We start from the raw sequence: 18,599 nt of genomic DNA on the forward strand, positions 1-18,599 counted from the left end.
GCTTTTCGTCACCCACTACAGTTGACAAAGAGCTTTAAAAACTAGGATTCCAGTTGGAATCCTAGTTTTTAATTGTTTACAATATCCGCATATCCTGATTTAAGGTCTGCATTTTCCGTTTCTTTGACATAATACACGCCACCATTAGTAGTTGGTGAATAAAGAACAAAGGGAGTCCCATCTTTTTTAATGGTAAAGAAATAACGGTGAACAGATACATTTTCCCATCTCTCGTATACCGAAACAATGGTATACTCCGAATTGCTATTACCATTTGCAGCATAAGTAGCATCCACAGTCTGGTTATGGTCCGACATCCAACGGATAGGCAAAGAAGAGGCTTCATTGGTAATTTCTTTGTATCCAGGCTGATTCATCTGCTTTCCCCAAGAAACCATCAAACTAGCAAGTTGACTGGCCTTGTCATTGGTCCAGCGTGGATTTTCAATATAGGCTTCCTTGGCATGGTTAGGATCAGGTGTATTAATACTTGCACTGCTAGATTCGTTTGACTTAGTATTTTTACTAGATGAAGTGCTAGTAGTCTCCCTTGATGAGACTATCGAGCTAGTCACTGTAGAAGACGACTTAGTTTGTTTATCGCTCTTCATTGAACTAGAGACAAGAGTCAGACCAATGGCAACTACAATTGCAACTAGGGATCCTAGGAGTATATAGATATACTTATAATTTTTCGAGACTCCAATAAGGCCAGACTGATAAGCCAGTTGTAGTTCATTAGGTTTTGGCTTACGTCCCTGAACTTGCTCAAATCGACTTATCCATTCTGCTTCTGACAGCTTTCGCATGATTTTCCTCTTCTCTTTATCATTTCACCTTTCATCCTATCATAGAACAGGGATGATGACAATAGTAGAGAGAACTTGAGGCTTACCTTCAACCTATTATCCTTTATTTTCAAAATAACGACGAACAAGTCGATTCTAGGAGGGTTGTTTCTCCAAAAGTTGAAATGCCAAGTTCAATCGTCATAAATCTTTCCTCCAATAATTCTTTTATTTGTTATGAGAATATATTATAACTAGTTAGTGGTAATTACGAATAAAAAACCTAAGACTCTATTTTCCAAGAAAGGCTAATAGGGTTAGGCAGAAAAGGAGAACTAAAGCACCCATGACCACTAGGAGACTAATCTTATAGCCTAGAGGATTTTTGGGATTTAAACTGGTTCCAACACCAAACCTACGGAGGACAAATAAGGGTTCTGAGGGAGATTGCTTAAGGTTGTAGCCTAAGAGAGACCTTAAGTAAAATAAAAAGAAGACACTCATCCCTGGAAAAATGGCAAGGGGAAGCACTGGCCCCTGTGACCACCAAATCATGATTGTAAGAATGATTTGTATCAACAAGAGAACCCAAAACATGTAATAAATGTATGATTGCTTTTTCATTAATATGTACCTCTCAATCTAAGATTAGTATACTCCTCCTAGCTTCTCTTATCAATCCCATAACTCGCCTGACATCTTATTTTCTGCTACAATAGATAGGAACAATTCAAAGAAGGAAACTGTACACATGAAATTAATTTCTTGGAATATTGATTCCCTAAATGCCGCTCTTACTAGTGACTCTGCTCGCGCTCAACTATCACGCGCAGTTATCGATACCTTGGTCGCTGAAAATGCAGATATCATTGCAATTCAAGAGACAAAACTATCTGCTAAAGGTCCGACTAAAAAACATTTGCAAATCTTAGAAGACTACTTCCCTGACTATGACAATACCTGGCGTTCATCTGTGGAACCTGCCCGCAAAGGTTACGCTGGAACCATGTTCTTGTATAAAAAAGAATTGACACCAATCATCACATATCCTGAAATCGGAGCACCTTCAACAATGGACTGTGAAGGACGTATCATCACTCTCGAATTTGACCATTTCTTTGTGACACAGGTCTACACACCAAATGCCGGTGACGGCCTCAAACGTCTACTAGAACGTCAAATCTGGGATGAAAAATATGCGGATTACCTAGCCGAATTGGACGCTCTGAAACCAGTCCTTGCGACTGGTGACTATAACGTTGCCCACAAGGAAATTGACTTGGCAAACCCTTCAAGTAATCGCCGTTCACCAGGTTTTACAGATGAAGAACGTGCTGGCTTCACTAATCTCCTCGCTAAAGGATTTACAGATACTTACCGTCACCTCAATGGTGATGTTACAGGTGCCTATACATGGTGGGCCCAACGTAGCAAAATATCTAAAATCAATAATACAGGCTGGAGAATTGACTACTGGTTGACTTCAAATCGTATTGCCGATAAGGTCACAAAATCAGATATGATTGACTCTGGTGATCGCCAAGATCACACACCTATTGTCTTAGAGATTGACTTATAAAATAACTCTAGACCTAAATCACAAAAAGAGTAGACTTGCTACTCTTTTACTATGCCCAATTAAGGAGAAATTATGAAAACCAAACTTAATACCACTCAAAAACTTGTTCTGTCAGCTATTATGATGGCTCTTTACATCGCTATCCTCTTTGTGTCTCAAGCCATTTCATTTGGTGCGGTTCAAATGCGTCTGGCCACTGCTTTATATGGATTAACCTACATCTTCCCATTTTTGGTATTCCCAATTAGTCTGGCTAATGCCATCGCTAACTCTTTTGGCGGTTTGGGATTGATTGACGTGGTTGGTGGTTTCTGTGCTAGCTTTTTAACAACCGGTAGCATCTACCTCATCCGTAAAGCTAAGTTATCTAGCTGGTTCATCATCCTTCCAATCCTACTCATTCCTGCCTTAGTGGTACCAATCTGGCTTAGCGCCTTACTCAAACTTCCTTATTTTGCTCTCGTTATTAATCTCCTCTTAGGACAATTAGTGCCTTCAATCTTGGGGGCTGTACTCGTACGAGAGTTAACTAAGCGAGGATACAAAGACTGACAGACAAAAGTATCTCTGCAATTTGCAGAGATACTTTTTTAGTAATGATATGCTTTTTCGTAAGCTTCTTTTGGTGTCAGTTTGTCTCCAAAAATAAGTAAACGGTAGTCAACATTAGTAGGATCTTTTTGATAGTCATCAACCCAATCTTGATTCATTTCGAGGTAAAGATTATAGGTTCCCAACTTAGTCGAAACAGTACCTATCTTGTAAAAATCTTTATAACGCTTTTGGTTATCCGATTTTTTCAATTTTTCATATCGATAATAACTTCTGCTAAACTCAGTGAACTGGTATTCTTTCTTATCTTTTCCAGATCCAGTTGTGACTTCAATGGTGCCCTTGTTATTTGTTAAATGTAAATCATAATCATAATCATTGTGACTATTCACTTGGAAGACACCTGAAGTGATGTCACTGTCATCAGAGAATGTCTGAATATCAGCGAACTTAGCAGCCTGCCAAGAAGTAGGGACTCCTTCATATTCACCATCGCTTTGCAAGCCTAAAAGTGACCAATAATGACCGAGATAGAAGGTATTAGACTTATCACGATCTGTCACCAGTTCACCTACCATCTTAAGGTTTTCAGCACCTAGACGGTAAGGGTTAGAAAGGTAACCAAAGACTGGGAAGAAATAAATGATGACTGTAAAGGTCAAGAGAGTCTTCATATTAATCTTATTGATAGCCCAGAAGAAATAGGCAGCTGAGAACAAGAGAGCGTAAGCAGCACCATAGCTAAACTTATGCGCATGGGCAATCAAAAGTAAAATGAAGAAAATAGGTTGGATAGGACGAATCTTATGATAGATGATAGAGAAAACATCCTCTTTGTCTTCCTCAGATTTGAAAATCAAGGACAAGACAATAGTCAAGAGTACAAAGAAGGCACCAAACCCGAAACCAACATCATTTGGACGGAAGAAGTAAGCCAAGATGGACATGTCCATTACCAATAGCCAGACAGATGCAAATTTGACTATGTTGTTACCAAATTTTGCAGCTGTTTGACTTGGTGCCTTCAAAGGTACTTCGAAGGCTTGTGCAAGTGCTCTTTCTTTGGCTTGGCGTTCGGCCTCTATTGCCGCTTTCATTTCCTTAGTACGACGTTCCTTTTGGAACAAATGGGCAACCTTGGTCGGTTCATCTTGTCTCGACTTGGTAATGCTCAAAAAGAGCAAATATTGCATAGCAAAGATAAGAGCTGTGTTCCCACCGTATTCTAGGAAGGAACCATCCCAAATACTAGAAACAACTGCAAAAACGATATAACCTCCAAGTGAGATTAAAACCGTCAAAAGCAAATGAATCCAACGATAACGATAAGTGTATTTATCAGTTGTATCTCGTCTCAAAAACGTATCACGTGGGTAAAGATACCAGATAACGAAGATAAGTTCAATGGCCTGAACTGCTGTTAGAAAACCAACATAGTTGAAGCCAAAAACGGCTGCTACCACATTGATGAGATAGGAAATAATAGCCAAAACTCGCAGACTGGTGCGCTTAGACAAGAGTCCAATACTCATCAGGGTGATAGTTGAGAAGGCAGAAAAACCAGCGCCCATCTTATTATCAAAGATAAACACATTGACAAAGGCAAAAATCAAGATTCCTAGAAGGGTTAAGACTTGTTTTTGCATTTCTTTTTTCTTTTCTTTCATATTTTCCTCCTTATGAAAATGATAACGCTTCCGTATTCCTATTTTAACACAATTATACTATTTATGTCAGATTTGAAAAGACATTCGGATAATCGAATGCCTTTTTTATTAATTATCCATTGCTTCAATCTTAAGGAAAACAAAATCTCCATCAAAGCGTTGAATATACTTTTGGAAACCTAGTAAACTAAAGGTTTCAATCTCATAACGGACCTGATCAACACCCTCACTAGTGCTTTCCTCTAGCAATTTCAGTTTTGGAATATCGGACTCCAAAACATCACGGTAGAGACCTTTATACTCAAAGGTAATTCGAGCCCATTCGTTACCAGAAAGCATTGAGAAAGCCTGGTAACGCACCTGCTCATCTGTAATGAGACGGGCTTGTTGTTCTGGACTGAGCGTGAAGGCGACGTCATTTTCAGATTTATGAATGGTCTGAAAACGATCGACACGAAAATAACGGATTTCAGAGAACTGATAATCACAAGAAAAGTTATCATCCAGTTTGTAAAAAATACAGTAGAAATAATGGTTATCAAAAATGACTGAAATTGGAAAGACCTTATATTCCTCCACTTTTTCCCCTGGCTTACGGTAACTAAAAGACAAAGGACGTTGGTCCACAATGGCATCGAAAATGGCTGAAATAGCTGGTAAGAGTGACTTATCTTGATCCTGATAAATCTTAAGTTCTTGATAACTATCTAGTTCTAGCTCAGTCAATCGCTTGATACGTCTGCGCTCCTTGTCGTCTACAGCCCTCTCAACAAAGATGTTGATAATTTCTGCTACTTCATCCTTTCGAAGGGCACGACTCTCTAAAAGAATCTTAGATAGGATAACTGCCTGATTGTATTTAAGGTTACCATAGCCCTGTTCATACTCAGCATGGTAGGAACCATATTTTCTAGAATACTTAACCTTCATATTAGGACGGAGCTCAGTCAAATTTTCCTTGAGTTCGCTCACGTCCTCTTTAAGGGTACGCTCACTTATGCCAAAGCGAGCTAGGTAGTCCGTTTTTGAAATGTCATTTCCCTTTTCCAATTCGGACATAAAATACAAGAGACGTTTGGTTTTTGATGCTGTCATTATAAAATCCCCCTTTATAATCAAACCTCTTATTACTAAAAAATTGCTGTCTAGTTATTCATTATCATAGATAGTCATCCCTAGTAGCGACGAGCCACAGAATTATAGCTCAAATAATAGTCCTTTTTCTTTTCGTTATACTCAAAAGATAGTCTTAACAATTGTGCTTTCTCAATAGGACTATTCTGATCAGTGTAATCAAGATCAACTGACTTATGTATGATTCCTGATGAATGAACATTGATACTTCTCCAGGCCCTTTTTGCCTGAGAATGTTCCCTCACTACCTCAGACAAGGATGTTGCTGGACCTAGATAGTCTTGGTCTTTAGTGCGTAACCGGTTAAGCTGTTCTATTGTCCAGTCACTACTATAATTATCAACTACCGTAACGCCATCAAGGGGATAAGTCGCTGTTCCGCCATCATAGACAAAGCGTCCCTTTTCGTCCTTCACAAAAGAGAGATTAATATACTCATTGCCATCTCCACGGTCATATCTCACCTTGAGACCACTAGACTCCATCTCGACATAATTGCCCTTACCATGACTTTTAACAATCGAACGTAAGGTATCCGCCTTGGGTTTCAGATTTTCAAATTCTTCTTCCATCCAGTTATAAATCGCAGACTCATCTTCGTAATCTTTGGGATCATCGCTATCAGGTTTATCCTCATCAAGATCTGACTGAGACACCTGCTGAATCAACCTGTATTTTTTCATAGCCCCTCGATAGACAGAACCACCTAAAGTGGCAAAGAAGGATAGTCCAATCAAGCCAACCACGATTGCGGTGAAGAGAAATCTACCCAGCTTCTGTCCCATTCTAAAGAGAATGATAGCAAGGACAAAACATGCCACAATTACAGCCAGATACACAATTATCGACTTATACTTCCAAGATAAGAAGACCGAGCCCCAGCTCACACTTAAGAGTATCAGTGGCAGAGCAAGAGTCAAAAAGAAATGCCGCTTCTCAGCTTTTTCCTCCTGAAAAGCAGATTCAAACTCTGGCCCTTTATTACTAAAAGCCGACTCGAAAGCCTGATCACCATTCTTTAGATGATCATCACTTAAATAATGTTCATTCTCTTTATTAAACCTCTACTCCTCTAAATATTCTATATAACAATTTCCCAGTTTTTTCTATTGTAACAAATGAAAGCGTCATTTTCTACAAATATACTTAAAAAGCAACCTATCTTAGGTTGCTTAAAGGTTTAACATTAGTCATTCTCAATTTTTTCAGCTTCTGTACTGAATTTTTGTGCGATGGCTTCAAGAGCTAATTCATCTGTATCTGGAAGAGTGATGGCATCATCAGAAATCTCATCAATATTTGCATAAAATTCAATATGATTCTTCAGATTTTGGAGATGAATTGGTGCATCACCACCGTATTCGCCATCGAGGTTAATCATCATACGATCATCACTTAAAGGCTCAATATACAGCGAGCTCGTTTTGATATAGGAAATTCTCTTGTCATAGATGTGTTTACCACCTTGGAGAATTTGACGAATGAGGTCAACCAATTCAAAGAGGTTAGCTGTCTTAACCATGATTAGAGTAAATTTACCATCATCCAGTTTAGCATCTGGGGCAATCGTTTCAAAGCCACCAACTGAATTGGTCAAGGCAACGAAAATCATAGAAAGACCACCTTCAAAAACACCCTCATCATGCGTAATACGAACAGGAACCTTCTTAACTTGTGGTAACAACTCTGCCCCCTTAACAAGGTAGGCCAAATAACCAAGTACTGTCTTTAAGCGACTAGGTACACTATAGGTTAGTTCCGTAAAGGAACCAGCAGCCGCAATATTGATGAAGTATTTGTCATCATAGGCACGGCCAATATCCATCTGAAGGGTCTGATTTTTAGCGATAACCTTGGCTGCTTCAACAGGATTTCCTCTTGGAATCTTCAAGGCGCGTGCAAAGTCATTTGTCGTTCCCGTTGGAATAACCGCCATTTGTGGGCGTTTTTTAAGCGGGGCAATTCCAGAAACAACCTCATTGATTGTACCATCGCCACCAGCAGCAATAACTAAGTCAAAGCCTGCTTTAGCTGCACGAGTGGCCTCATTTTTTGCTGAGTTCTCATCTGGTGTTGTTTGAAAGGCTGACGCTTCAAAGCCAGCACCTTCCAGAATATCCAAGACCTCGGCAACATTTTTTTTCATAATTTCTTGTCCAGATGTTGGATTATAAATTAAGCGGGCACGTTTTTGTTTCATATTGAACTCCTATAAATCCAGCAACCAAGCCTCATCTTTTACTTCAATTCCTAGGCTTTGTGCTTTTTCCAACTTACTTCCGGCATCACTACCAGCAACTACTAAATCTGTTTTCTTAGAGACAGAACCTGTCACCTTAGCACTCAGAGCTTCTAGTTTTGCCTTTGCTTCACTACGTTTAAGATGCTCCAATTTTCCTGTCAAAACAACTGTCTTACCAGATAAGATAGCATCATCTGCCACCTTTTGTCCAAGATAGGACAAATTAACGCCATAGGATTCCAGTTCTTTCATAAGAACTTGAGCCTCCTCCTTAGCAAAATAGCGCTGGATGGACTTGGCAATAACCTCTCCTAAACCATCTACAGCAGCAATAGCCTCGACATCTGCACTGGCTAACTCTTGTATACTGCCAAAAGCTTCTAGCAACTGCTTACTAACTTTGGCGCCAACATGACGAATACCCAAGCCATAGAGCAATTTCTCTGCAGAATTTTCTTTTGATGCTTGAATGGCTGCGTAAAGTTTTTCAGCCGACTTTTCTTTGAAACCTTCCAATTGAAGGAAATCCTGACTGTTCAAGCCATAGATATCAGCCACATCTTTAACCAATTCAGCTTTAAAAAGCTTTTCAACCACTGAAGGTCCCATACCTGCGATGTTCATGGCATCTCGAGAGGCAAAATGAATCAGGCCTTCCTTAATCTGAGCAGGGCAAGAAGGATTGATACAACGTAGGGCAACTTCATCTTCAAAATGTAAAAGACCACTGCCACAAGATGGACATTGAGTCGGTACTTCCATCGGCTCCTGTGTCGTACGCTTACTCTCTACTACACGAAGTACAGCAGGGATAATATCACCAGCTTTGTAGACAATTACGGTATCACCGATACGAATGTCTTTTTCCGCAATGTAATCTACATTATGAAGGGTGGCCCGACTAACCGTTGTCCCCGCTAATTGCACTGGAGTCAAATTAGCAGTCGGAGTTACTACACCTGTACGACCTACCTGCCAGTCAACTGATAGAAGCTCTGCTTCCTTTTCCTCAGCCGGGAATTTATAAGCAATGGCCCAACGTGGCGCCTTAACTGTAAAACCGAGTTCTTCTTGCATAGCCAAACTATTGACTTTGATGACAACACCATCAATGTCATAGGCCAAGTGATCACGATCTTCTCCAACAGCTTGAATAAAGTCCCAAATCTCATCCATCGATGATGTGACAATACGTCGTGGATTAACAGAGAAACCGAGTTCTGCCACTTCATTTAAGACATCATTTTGTGTTAGACGCTCCGTTGGACTAGCTTCCTGATAAAGGAAAGTCGCCAAACGACGCTCTGCAACCACTTTGGTATCTAATTGACGAAGAGTTCCTGCTGCAGCATTACGTGGATTGGCAAATTCGGCCTCACCATTTTCCTGGCGTTGGATGTTGATGCGTTCAAACTCAGCCCGTGGCAGGTAACACTCCCCACGCACCGTAATATTAAGAGGTTGGTCCAACTTCAAAGGAATATCTGAGATACGCTTGACATTTTCAGTGATATTCTCACCTACAGAACCATCACCACGTGTCGCACCTACCTGAAGAATACCATCCACATAGGTCAACGAGATAGAAAGCCCATCGATTTTGAGTTCAGCCATATAATCAGCATTAGGAAATTCGTCCTTAACCCTCTTATCAAAGGCATCTAGCTCTTCTCGTGAAAAAGCATCCTGCAAACTATAAAGCGGATACTCATGTTGATATTTTTCAAAACCATCAAGGACTAGACCTCCCACACGATGCGTAGGACTATTTGCTTGAACAAGTTCTGGATGTTCAGCCTCCAAAGCTATAAGCTCACGATAAAGCTTATCATACTCGGCATCTGACACTGATGGATTATCTTCCGTATAATACTCTTTTGCATACTGGTTAAGTTTAACAACCAGCTCTTTCATTCGTTTTTCCATAGGAACATTTTAACATAAAAGCAGAAAAAAACGCCTTTACAGACGTTAATTTAGGAAACAAAATCAATAACTTTGGCCAATTTCTTAATGAGAATTGCACCAACTAAGAGAGAAGCCAATTCTCCCATAGCAACAGTGAACCAAGTTGCCCAAAATGGTGCCTGAGTAACCAAGGTCAACTCAGCCGCAATTGTCACCATGAAGAATGAGAAGTAAAAGGCAAAGTAAACATGAGCCTTGTCAAAAAGTCCACCTAAAATCTCTTGGTTCTTAAATCGGTCGAAGAAATAAACACCTGAACCGACAAAGACCAGTGTCGAGAGACTTCCGACAACCACATCAATCATGTTAAAGCTAAAGAAATTAGCAATCACACATCCCAAAGTCACGGCAATGATATACTTGCGATTATAAAATCCTAACAGATTGAACATTTCTGCAATTCGGAACTGGTAGGGACCATACGAAATTAAGTTAAAAGGTGGCACAACAGTCAAGACTACATAAAGAGCTGCCACAATAGCAATATGTGTTAAATCACGAACAGTTTGTTTTTTCATTTTTCCTCCATAATCATTATCTTTTTATTATCTACAAAGGATAATATTCCCGTCAAAAGAGCCTGGATCTCACCAAGCTCTCTTTATCATCTAGGAATCATCCTCATCTTTTTTGTGTTTTTTGCTGTCACTACCATCTCCAGAAAAGCTCTGAATAATAGTAATCACATCTCCTCTTCTACTTTTCAGTTCACCTTGTCTAAGCTCTTGATAGGTCGCATTAAAGACGGCCCCCAAAATCAAAATCCTGGCCAAGAAGATGAACCAAAGCATGAAGACGAAAATCATAATGGATCCAAATAACTTGATATCAACTAATCGACTCAAGGTACGAATCACATAAGTTCCAAACAAGTTGCTTAAATAGCCAATCACCAAAGTCGTAAAGATAGTCCCTGGCATGATGTAGCGGATTTTTCGAATCTTCACATTCGGAAGCACAAAATAAAGCACCATCATTCCCAGGAAGACAACTGCAATACTCAGAGGCTGGATACTATTTAAAATAAACTGAGTCATCTTGGAACCAATAGGATAGGTCTGTGTAATAACTCTAAGGACCGACTGAATAATCGTAGACAGCATTAGTGCAAAGGTGAGCAGGAACAAGATGACCAGACTCATGAAACCACCAACAATATGACTAATAAAGACATCACGGTGTTCTGAAGCACCATATACCTTGTTAATCGCCTTTTGAAGCGAAGACAAGGACTTAATCATGGTCCAGAATCCCGTCAAAGAGGCAACTCCCAACAACTGTCCAGAAGGTGTCGAGAAGATATCCTGAACAACGTTGGCTGCAGGTGCATAAAACTGCTTAGGAAGGTGCTCATTCATAAACTTCAAGAGATCAGTCGTATCAATATTCAGATAGGGAAAGACATTTGCCGCAATGACAATAAGCGGAAAAACCGTCAAAATGAGGTAGTAAGCCACTGCGATAGTTGAAATATCTATCTCTGCACTACGATAATGCCTAAGATAAACCTGCAAAGGGCGCCATTGGAGTTTATCCAATAGACGGGCCATTAAGCCTTGTCGTTTCATATTAGTAAGTTCTTTCTTCGCCTTGAGAAGTCAAAATTACTGGACCATCCTTAGTGATAACAAATTGGTGCTCATATTGACAAGAAAGTCCACCGTCAAGAGTTTTGTGAGCCCAACCCGTTTCAAGGTCAGTATCGATTTCCCAAGTACCAGTGTTAATCATTGGCTCGATAGTCAAAACCATTCCTTCTTTAAGACGGAGACCTCGTCCAGCCACCCCATAGTTTGGCACCATTGGTTCTTCGTGCATTGTTGGCCCAACTCCGTGTCCAACCAAATCACGAACAACACCGTAACCACGACTTTCAGCGTATTCTTGGATAGCTGCACCGATATCACCGATACGGTTACCGACTACCGCTTGTTCAATACCAAGGTACATAGCCTCACGTGTTACTTCCATAAGTTTTTTAACTTCGTCAGATGGCGTTCCAATCGCATAAGCCCAACATGAATCAGCCAAACCGCCAGAATATGATTCCGTGTATTTTTTAACCTGAGCAACATTGTCAAAATCCAATTTTGACACATCAAGGACTGACTTATCGATAGGTTCTGACAAGACCATATCAACCTTCAAGAGGTCACCATCTTTCAAAATATAGTGACGTGGAAAGGCATGTGCCACTTCGTCATTAAGGCCACAGCATGTCGCATAAGGGTAATCCATAATGCTTCCCTCAACCCCAATCTGAAGGGGAAGGACATTCTCTTCTTTACAACGACGACGCACATACTCTTCCACTTCCCACATGTCTACTCCTGGTTTCAAGAGGTCACGTAGACCAATATGAATGCTAGCAAGAAATTCCCCTGCCCTATCCATTGCTTCAATTTCACGTGCTGATTTTAATGTAATCATTGTTTTCTCCGTTTTCTTTATATCTTTTATTTTTAGTTACTAAGTTTTCTTAACCACAACGACTGATTTGCAGACGGTATGATTTCCGTGAGTAACCATAAGGTCCAGATGGGCTCTACGTCTGGTTTCAGCGATAATACTTGGTGTAATCGTCACCTTGTCATCGATCTGAGCTGCCTGAAGAAAGTAAAACATCATCTCTTCAATCACAAGACCATTTTGTTCCTGCTTTTCCATGATACGATAGACAACCTCTTTAACCATCTCTGCAAGAACACCCTGAGTGAGGTTTCCAGAATTGTCAATCATAGTGGGCTCGACCTCAAAGCTGAAAGCATGCTTGTCCTGGTTTAGGTTAGCTATCATTTGATCGCTAAAGGTGTGCAAGTTGCCACGATTATTGTCCTGAAGTTCTTCCAAAACCTGACGACGGGTGATAACACCTAGATAGTGTTTTTCTTCATCCACAACAGGAATGATATCAAAGTCCTCAAAAATCATCTTTTGGGCCACAGTTGCCAGACTAGTCTCAAGTCGTGTCACCGTCGGCTTGGTCATTATTGCCTTGAGCATGGTCGTCGGTTGCTGATTAGACACATCTCGCATGGTCACAATCCCAATCACCTTGTCAGCCTCAGACAGAATAGGAAAACGCACCAAGTTCGTCCGTTTCACCAAATTCTGAAAATCCCTGACTGTCATTTCTGGAGTCATGTAGTTGTAGTCTTCTCGTCTGGTATAGACTTGAGCTACAGTCTTGATGTCTGTTTTGATACGGACATTCGAAAGTGCCTGGTTAATCATGGTTGCCACGGTAAAAGTATCGTAAGTTGTTACCATGACTGGAAATTGCTTCAAACGTGAAAGCTCTTTAACCCTATCGGAAACCTGAAAGCCCCCCGTCACTAGAATAGCATTATTGTGTTCTAGGGCAAGCAATTGAATATCCTCACGGTCCCCAACAATAAGAAGATCTCCTTTGGTTAGATAACGGGTGATATTCTCAATAGTCATGGCTCCGATATAGAACTTACTGAAGACACGTTCCAGACCTTCATGACCAGAGATAACCTCAGACTCTGTAATCTCCGCAATCTCCGCAAAGGTCAGCTTATCAAGGCGAACCTGGACTTTCTTTTCAATTCGAACTGTCCCACTCCGAGGACGTGTCTCAACCAACCCTCGATTTTCAGCTTCTTTAATTGCTCGATAGGCAGTTCCATCAGAAACCTGTAAGTGATTCGAAATACTACGCACACTAACACGCTTACCGATAGGTAAGGCCTCTAGATAATCTAGAATTTCTTGATGTTTACTCACAGTTCTCCTCCTTCTCAAAGCGGAGATAATCACGCATGGTACGGGTGTATCGGTCTGCTCCCTTAAAGCGGGACACAAGTTTAAAGCCAGACTTCTCCGCTACACGAATCGATGCCTTATTTTCCAAGTGGGCAATAAGAATAATACGATCCATTCCCATAGCTGTCAAAGCCAAATTTGACAGACAAGTAACTGCCTCTGTCATTAAGCCTCTACCCCAGTATGAGGCATTCAAAAAATAGCCAAGCTCTGCAGTCCGTTTCTGGACATCTATCTTTTCAAAACGAACGACGCCAATCATCTTTTCTAACTCTTTATCTACAATAGCCCATACACCTAGAGGCTCCTTCATGAAGTAATGAACCAAAAGGCAATCCGTTTCATGCTGTGTTTGAGTGGCAGGAAAGAAAAATTGTAGATTCTTAGGATTTGATACAATTTCGTGTAAATCAAAACGATCCAAAAAGATGAGTGGTCTAAAAGAAAGGCGCTCCGACTCAAAGAAGGCAAAAGCACCCAGACTAGTCCAAATATCCATGATAGTATTATAACACAGTTTTAGAAATGGAAAAAGGCTCAACCACTAGGGGTTGAACCTTAGACTTAATCTTCAATCAAACGAATATCTGCACCAAGGTCAGAAAGTTTCTCAATGATATTTGAATACCCACGAAGGATAAACTCAATATTAGTAATTTCAGTTTGACCTTCTGCCATAAGACCTGCCGTAACAAGTGCAGCACCTGCACGCAAATCACTAGCTTTTACTGGCGCACCTGAGAGTTGCGTTGGACCATTGTAAACAATTTGTCCACCGAGTACCTGAATATCAGCACCCATACGAGCCAATTCAGGAACGTGGTTCACACGCTTCTCATAAATCGTATCAATAATTTTTCCTCGACCACTTGCTTTCAGTAACAAAGGTGTCATCGGTTGTTGTAAATCCGTCGCAAAACCTGGATAAGGCGATGTCTTAATGTCAACAGGTTTTAAATCATCTTGCTCTTCAACAAAGATGGCATCTTCTTCAACTGTCATACGAACACCCATTGCTTCAAGTTTAGCGATAAAACTTTCAAGGTGTTCATAAAGAACATTTTTAACCTTAATTCCCTTACCGATAGCCGCGGCCATAGCAATGTAGGAACCCGCTTCAATACGGTCTGGAATAACCTGATGACGAGTGCCATGTAAGCTCTCTACACCTTCAATCGTGATGACTTCTGTACCAGCGCCACGAACACGTGCGCCCATATTGTTAAGAAGAGTTGCTACATCAATAATCTCAGGTTCACGCGCCGCATTCTCAATGACCGTACGACCGTCAGCCTTAGCCGCTGCCAACATGGTATTAATCGTCGCTCCAACACTAACCGTATCCATGTAGATATGAGCACCCTTAATGCGTTGACCAGCATCAGTCGCAATACGCATAGATTCGTCTTCATAGGAAATGCTAGCACCCATCGCTTCAAAAGCCTTAAGGTGAAGGTCAATAGGACGTGGTCCCAAATCACAACCACCAGGCAAACCTACTGTTGCTTGACCGTAACGTCCAAGCAAGCTACCGTAGAAATAGTAAGAAGCACGAAGACTGTTAATCTTACCAAATGGCATTGGCATATCCTTAACGCCTCGTGGATCAATTTCGAGTGTTTCGCCATCACGCTTAACAGAACCACCCATTACTTCTATAATTTCAATTAGGTTATCGACGTCGCTGATTGCTGGTACCCCGTCAAGGGTAACCACTCCATCAGATAAAATGATGGCTGGAATCAATGCAACAACTGAGTTTTTAGCCCCTGATACTGTAACTTCTCCCTGAAGTTTCTTACCACCATTGATGATAATTTTACGCATACTGTTCAATCTTTCTTATACTGGAATATTAGCTTTTACATTCTACCATAGATTGAGGTGCATGACAAATTAAGAACTCTAACAATTATCGGACAGTTTCACTTGACCATTTAAACCAGCCCTTAAAACGGATGGCTCCGTCTTTATCTGTTCGTAAAATTTTAATGTGGCGTTGCTTAAAACGTTCTATTGTTTCATCATTTGGATGTTTATAACGATTGTTCTCACCAGCTGAAACAAGTGCAAGGGAGGGGTGCAGCTGGTCCAAAAAAGCTTCAGACGAAGAACCTTTTGAACCGTGGTGTCCAGCTTTTAGGACGCTTGCCCTTAAAGTTGGATAACTGGCCATTAGTTCCTCCTCTCCTTCTTTTTCCAAATCACCGGTAAACAGAAAACTGCTTCCTAATAGCTTTCCGTAAAGAACTATCGAATCATTGTTACCGCCATCACCAACTTTATTTGGATAAAGAACCTGTAGATTGCTTCCCATCATGGGTAATTTGTCGCCAGCCTTTAGAGTGTGAACTGGGCATTTTATAGTCCGAAGTCTTTTAACAAAGCTAGGCTTAGTCAAAGCCCCCTGACTGACACAGATTTCCTTAATCTTAAAACACTTGGCCACTTCTTCCAAATCACCAATATGGTCTGTGTCCGTATGCGTCAGGACCAGATAATCAATTTGAGACACTCCTCTAGTCTGTAGATAGGGAATCAAGGTTTTCTCTGCATTGCTCGTCTGGCTAGACTCTTGCCATTTTTCCTTAGTTCCAAACGTCACCTTGCCACCCACATCAATTAGGATGGTATCGCCTTTCATACTCCTCAGAAAAATACTATCTCCCTGACCAACGTCAACCACAGTCACCTCATTGGTTAAAGGATGTTTGACCCAGACCATCAAAAGTCCAAAAATCATCAAAAGGCAAATCCTAAACTGAGGCTTTTTCCAAAAATCAAAGAGCAAAATCAATACAGCTATCATCAAGCCAAACTGAAACAAACTAGGTTTCCCTAAAATCAAAGGTTGACCTATCCAGGATTGTATCCAAGTCAAAAAGGACTCCATCCATTCAAAAAGTGGGTTGATTTGAGAAAAGATTACCAGTCCTGAGAGGGCAAAGAATACTGTCAATACAGGCAAGAGAAAGCTATCAAATACTATGGAAAAAATCGCTGTTAGAATTAAACTAACTGGTTGAAAGGTTCCATAATAGTAAGTTAGAAAGGGCAAAATCCCAATACTCAATACCAAGCTCGTATAGATTGATTTCTTTAAAGATGACAAGTCCTCAAAATCAAACAAACACAACAAGAAGGCATAGGAACAACTTAATACACCTCCCACTGTTAAGAGAAAATGAGGTAACAAGAGAAACAATAGAAGCAAGGTTATTCCCATATTGTCCAGTTTTTTAATACCAAACTCAGCCAGCAAACTTTGAACCAAGGAACGTAGGACTGAAGCTGTCCATCCTGTCATTAGGCCATAACATAAGGAAAAAGGCAGCAAGACGATAAATAGATAATCTTTAGGAAGACCTAAGCGTAGGAGACCGTAGCGAAACCATCCCAGAAAAAAGCCCACTTGCATCCCCGAAAGTGCGAATAGATGAATAATACCTAAACTTGTGTAAAGCTGGCTCTGCTCATCGAACTCCTTATCCAAATATCCAAAGAGCAGGCCTGTCATATAGTGTCTCATAGGACTAGGAAAGTGCGTCTGGATATGAACCAAAGCCCTCCTCCTCAGTTGATGGAAAAAAGCTAGGGGAGATAGAGATTTTTGAGGTACCACTTGGTCCAAGCGCTCAATCTGAGCGATTCGATAAATACCTTTACTGGCTAGATAAGACTGATAATTAAACCCTTGAAAATTACGTTGACCAGTTGCTGGGGTTAACGTAATTTTCCCTTTTAATACTAGCGTTTGACTAGTAGTCTTGAAAAAATGCTGCTCCTTCTCAGATTTGAGTCGGTAAAAGACCTGATAGGTTTGTCCCTTTGCCTTACCGATAGCTGATAATTGCTCACCATTAACCGATAGCGTATCAGCAACCAGAGTCACCTGATTGATTTCAGCAGGGGCTTGTTTATCTTGTACGCTAGCTCTGTGGTGCAAGAATAAAAAGTAGACCAAAAAGAAACTACCTACAAGTCCCACCAACTTTAGGGCTGCCTTATTCTTCCAATGATGCTTCAAAAAACAGACCATAAGAAAGACAAAAGCACCAATAGCGTAAACATTAGTGACAAAAATCGTAAAATAAAGGGCAGCTATTAAAAGAGACAAGGAAAAAAGATTGATTGGCGCTTTTTTAAGCCACATAGATGGACTCTCTGATTTTATCTAACGTTTTATCACCAATTCCTGAAACATTTTTCAGGTCATCTACGGACTGAAAGCCACCATGACTTTCGCGATAGGCGATGATATCCTCTGCTCGCTTAGCTCCAATTCCAGAAATGGTTTGCAATTCCTCTGAAGTCGCTGTGTTTAAGTTGATTTTGCCATCCTTAGCACTAGTTTGCCCTCCTTTGTCAGAAACCTGACCAGTTCCTGATTGACCAAGAACAGAAAGGTTTTCATCCTTAGTTGCCACATAGACAACCTCTTCGTCCGACAGGCTTGCAGCTAAGTTAACACTCTTAGCATCCGCATCCTCAGTCATTCCCCCAGCGGCTTTGATGGCATCAGTTACCCTAGCGCTTGCTTTTAAGGTATAAACACCCGGATTAGCCACAGCCCCCTTAACATCTACTGTTACTTTTGACTTATCCTTTTCACTTCCTTCAGTCTTTGACTGGGAAGACGCCTCAGAAAGAGACTGTGAGCTTTGTTTGGATGAGGAGGTTGACAAAGCTGTCACATCTGTATAAGACGTCTCCGCCTCCATACTGTTGCCCGCACCACAAGTCATCCATAGAAAGAAGCAAAAAATCACCATCAGTACAGCGATGACACTCACAAACAGACGATTATCTTTGACATAGGCTATAATCTTTTCCTTCACGCTATTCTCCTTAATTGATATATTTTCTTTCTTATTCGTAAA

The 18,599-nt window shown here is 40.7% G+C and carries 17 protein-coding genes; 2 read left to right on the forward strand and 15 right to left on the reverse strand.

Going from position 1 to position 18,599, the window contains the following annotated elements:
- Positions 1-68: 68 nt before the first annotated feature.
- Positions 69-809 carry a DUF4767 domain-containing protein gene (locus HMPREF2867_RS08210; protein ID WP_070577018.1) on the reverse strand — a complete coding sequence of 247 codons (741 nt, stop codon included), beginning with the start codon at positions 807-809 and terminating at the stop codon, positions 69-71.
- A 270-nt stretch (positions 810-1,079) separates the two neighbouring features.
- Positions 1,080-1,412, reverse strand: a complete 333-nt coding sequence (locus HMPREF2867_RS08215; protein WP_083306763.1) for a hypothetical protein — start codon at positions 1,410-1,412, stop codon at positions 1,080-1,082.
- Positions 1,413-1,539: 127 nt separating this feature from the next.
- On the opposite strand from HMPREF2867_RS08215, the gene HMPREF2867_RS08220 reads away from it, so the two are divergent.
- Positions 1,540-2,367 carry an exodeoxyribonuclease III gene (locus HMPREF2867_RS08220; RefSeq protein WP_070577020.1) on the forward strand — a complete coding sequence of 276 codons (828 nt, stop codon included), beginning with the start codon at positions 1,540-1,542 and terminating at the stop codon, positions 2,365-2,367.
- 72 nt (positions 2,368-2,439) lie between these two features.
- Positions 2,440-2,919: a QueT transporter family protein gene (locus HMPREF2867_RS08225; protein WP_070577022.1), complete on the forward strand. Its 480-nt coding sequence runs from the start codon at positions 2,440-2,442 to the stop codon at positions 2,917-2,919.
- A 38-nt stretch (positions 2,920-2,957) separates the two neighbouring features.
- Here the strand turns inward: HMPREF2867_RS08225 and HMPREF2867_RS08230 are convergent, their stop codons facing one another.
- The 13 genes from HMPREF2867_RS08230 to HMPREF2867_RS08290 form a co-directional block, all read right to left on the reverse strand.
- On the reverse strand, positions 2,958-4,586 hold the full coding sequence (locus tag HMPREF2867_RS08230) for a hypothetical protein (RefSeq protein ID WP_070577024.1): 1,629 nt from the start codon (positions 4,584-4,586) through the stop codon (positions 2,958-2,960).
- 108 nt (positions 4,587-4,694) lie between these two features.
- Positions 4,695-5,681: a helix-turn-helix transcriptional regulator gene (locus tag HMPREF2867_RS08235; protein ID WP_070577026.1), complete on the reverse strand. Its 987-nt coding sequence runs from the start codon at positions 5,679-5,681 to the stop codon at positions 4,695-4,697.
- 80 nt (positions 5,682-5,761) lie between these two features.
- A complete protein-coding gene (locus HMPREF2867_RS08240) occupies positions 5,762-6,541 on the reverse strand; it encodes a hypothetical protein (protein ID WP_256263080.1) in 780 nt (259 codons plus the stop codon).
- Between the two features lie 365 nt (positions 6,542-6,906).
- Positions 6,907-7,920 carry a diacylglycerol kinase gene (locus HMPREF2867_RS08245; protein ID WP_021143749.1) on the reverse strand — a complete coding sequence of 338 codons (1,014 nt, stop codon included), beginning with the start codon at positions 7,918-7,920 and terminating at the stop codon, positions 6,907-6,909.
- Positions 7,921-7,929: 9 nt separating this feature from the next.
- Complete coding sequence (gene ligA / locus HMPREF2867_RS08250; RefSeq protein ID WP_070577029.1) at positions 7,930-9,888, reverse strand: NAD-dependent DNA ligase LigA; 1,959 nt, start codon at positions 9,886-9,888, stop codon at positions 7,930-7,932.
- Positions 9,889-9,938: 50 nt separating this feature from the next.
- Complete coding sequence (locus tag HMPREF2867_RS08255) at positions 9,939-10,448, reverse strand: QueT transporter family protein (RefSeq protein ID WP_037602830.1); 510 nt, start codon at positions 10,446-10,448, stop codon at positions 9,939-9,941.
- A 90-nt stretch (positions 10,449-10,538) separates the two neighbouring features.
- Positions 10,539-11,498, reverse strand: a complete 960-nt coding sequence (locus HMPREF2867_RS08260) for a YihY/virulence factor BrkB family protein (protein WP_070577031.1) — start codon at positions 11,496-11,498, stop codon at positions 10,539-10,541.
- A 1-nt stretch (position 11,499) separates the two neighbouring features.
- The gene (locus HMPREF2867_RS08265; protein ID WP_070577033.1) at positions 11,500-12,360 is read right to left on the reverse strand and encodes a methionyl aminopeptidase; all 861 of its coding nucleotides are present in this window, start codon (positions 12,358-12,360) and stop codon (positions 11,500-11,502) included.
- A 39-nt stretch (positions 12,361-12,399) separates the two neighbouring features.
- Positions 12,400-13,680, reverse strand: coding sequence for a CBS-HotDog domain-containing transcription factor SpxR (gene spxR / locus HMPREF2867_RS08270; RefSeq protein WP_070577035.1), 1,281 nt, complete (start codon positions 13,678-13,680; stop codon positions 12,400-12,402).
- Positions 13,673-14,218, reverse strand: a complete 546-nt coding sequence (locus HMPREF2867_RS08275) for a GNAT family N-acetyltransferase (RefSeq protein ID WP_048673823.1) — start codon at positions 14,216-14,218, stop codon at positions 13,673-13,675. Before HMPREF2867_RS08275 ends, spxR begins: the two co-directional genes overlap by 8 nt.
- Before the next feature lie 65 nt (positions 14,219-14,283).
- Positions 14,284-15,546: a UDP-N-acetylglucosamine 1-carboxyvinyltransferase gene (locus tag HMPREF2867_RS08280; RefSeq protein ID WP_070577037.1), complete on the reverse strand. Its 1,263-nt coding sequence runs from the start codon at positions 15,544-15,546 to the stop codon at positions 14,284-14,286.
- A gap of 85 nt (positions 15,547-15,631) precedes the next feature.
- Complete coding sequence (locus tag HMPREF2867_RS08285; protein WP_070577039.1) at positions 15,632-17,872, reverse strand: DNA internalization-related competence protein ComEC/Rec2; 2,241 nt, start codon at positions 17,870-17,872, stop codon at positions 15,632-15,634.
- On the reverse strand, positions 17,862-18,557 hold the full coding sequence (locus HMPREF2867_RS08290; protein ID WP_070577041.1) for a helix-hairpin-helix domain-containing protein: 696 nt from the start codon (positions 18,555-18,557) through the stop codon (positions 17,862-17,864). The genes HMPREF2867_RS08285 and HMPREF2867_RS08290 overlap by 11 nt, the downstream gene beginning before the upstream one ends.
- Positions 18,558-18,599: the final 42 nt, after the last annotated feature.

The sequence above is a fragment of the Streptococcus sp. HMSC064H09 genome, from assembly GCF_001812625.1.
Classification (GTDB): domain Bacteria; phylum Bacillota; class Bacilli; order Lactobacillales; family Streptococcaceae; genus Streptococcus.

Coding starts and splice junctions, on each gene's coding strand:
- HMPREF2867_RS08210 (WP_070577018.1), bottom strand. CDS start 809: ATGCGAAAGCTGTCAGAAGCAGAATGGATAAGTCGATTTGAGCAAGTT.
- HMPREF2867_RS08215 (WP_083306763.1), bottom strand. CDS start 1,412: ATGAAAAAGCAATCATACATTTATTACATGTTTTGGGTTCTCTTGTTG.
- HMPREF2867_RS08220 (WP_070577020.1), top strand. CDS start 1,540: ATGAAATTAATTTCTTGGAATATTGATTCCCTAAATGCCGCTCTTACT.
- HMPREF2867_RS08225 (WP_070577022.1), top strand. CDS start 2,440: ATGAAAACCAAACTTAATACCACTCAAAAACTTGTTCTGTCAGCTATT.
- HMPREF2867_RS08230 (WP_070577024.1), bottom strand. CDS start 4,586: ATGAAAGAAAAGAAAAAAGAAATGCAAAAACAAGTCTTAACCCTTCTA.
- HMPREF2867_RS08235 (WP_070577026.1), bottom strand. CDS start 5,681: ATGACAGCATCAAAAACCAAACGTCTCTTGTATTTTATGTCCGAATTG.
- HMPREF2867_RS08245 (WP_021143749.1), bottom strand. CDS start 7,920: ATGAAACAAAAACGTGCCCGCTTAATTTATAATCCAACATCTGGACAA.
- ligA (WP_070577029.1), bottom strand. CDS start 9,888: ATGGAAAAACGAATGAAAGAGCTGGTTGTTAAACTTAACCAGTATGCA.
- HMPREF2867_RS08255 (WP_037602830.1), bottom strand. CDS start 10,448: ATGAAAAAACAAACTGTTCGTGATTTAACACATATTGCTATTGTGGCA.
- HMPREF2867_RS08260 (WP_070577031.1), bottom strand. CDS start 11,498: ATGAAACGACAAGGCTTAATGGCCCGTCTATTGGATAAACTCCAATGG.
- HMPREF2867_RS08265 (WP_070577033.1), bottom strand. CDS start 12,360: ATGATTACATTAAAATCAGCACGTGAAATTGAAGCAATGGATAGGGCA.
- HMPREF2867_RS08275 (WP_048673823.1), bottom strand. CDS start 14,218: ATGGATATTTGGACTAGTCTGGGTGCTTTTGCCTTCTTTGAGTCGGAG.
- HMPREF2867_RS08280 (WP_070577037.1), bottom strand. CDS start 15,546: ATGCGTAAAATTATCATCAATGGTGGTAAGAAACTTCAGGGAGAAGTT.
- HMPREF2867_RS08285 (WP_070577039.1), bottom strand. CDS start 17,872: ATGTGGCTTAAAAAAGCGCCAATCAATCTTTTTTCCTTGTCTCTTTTA.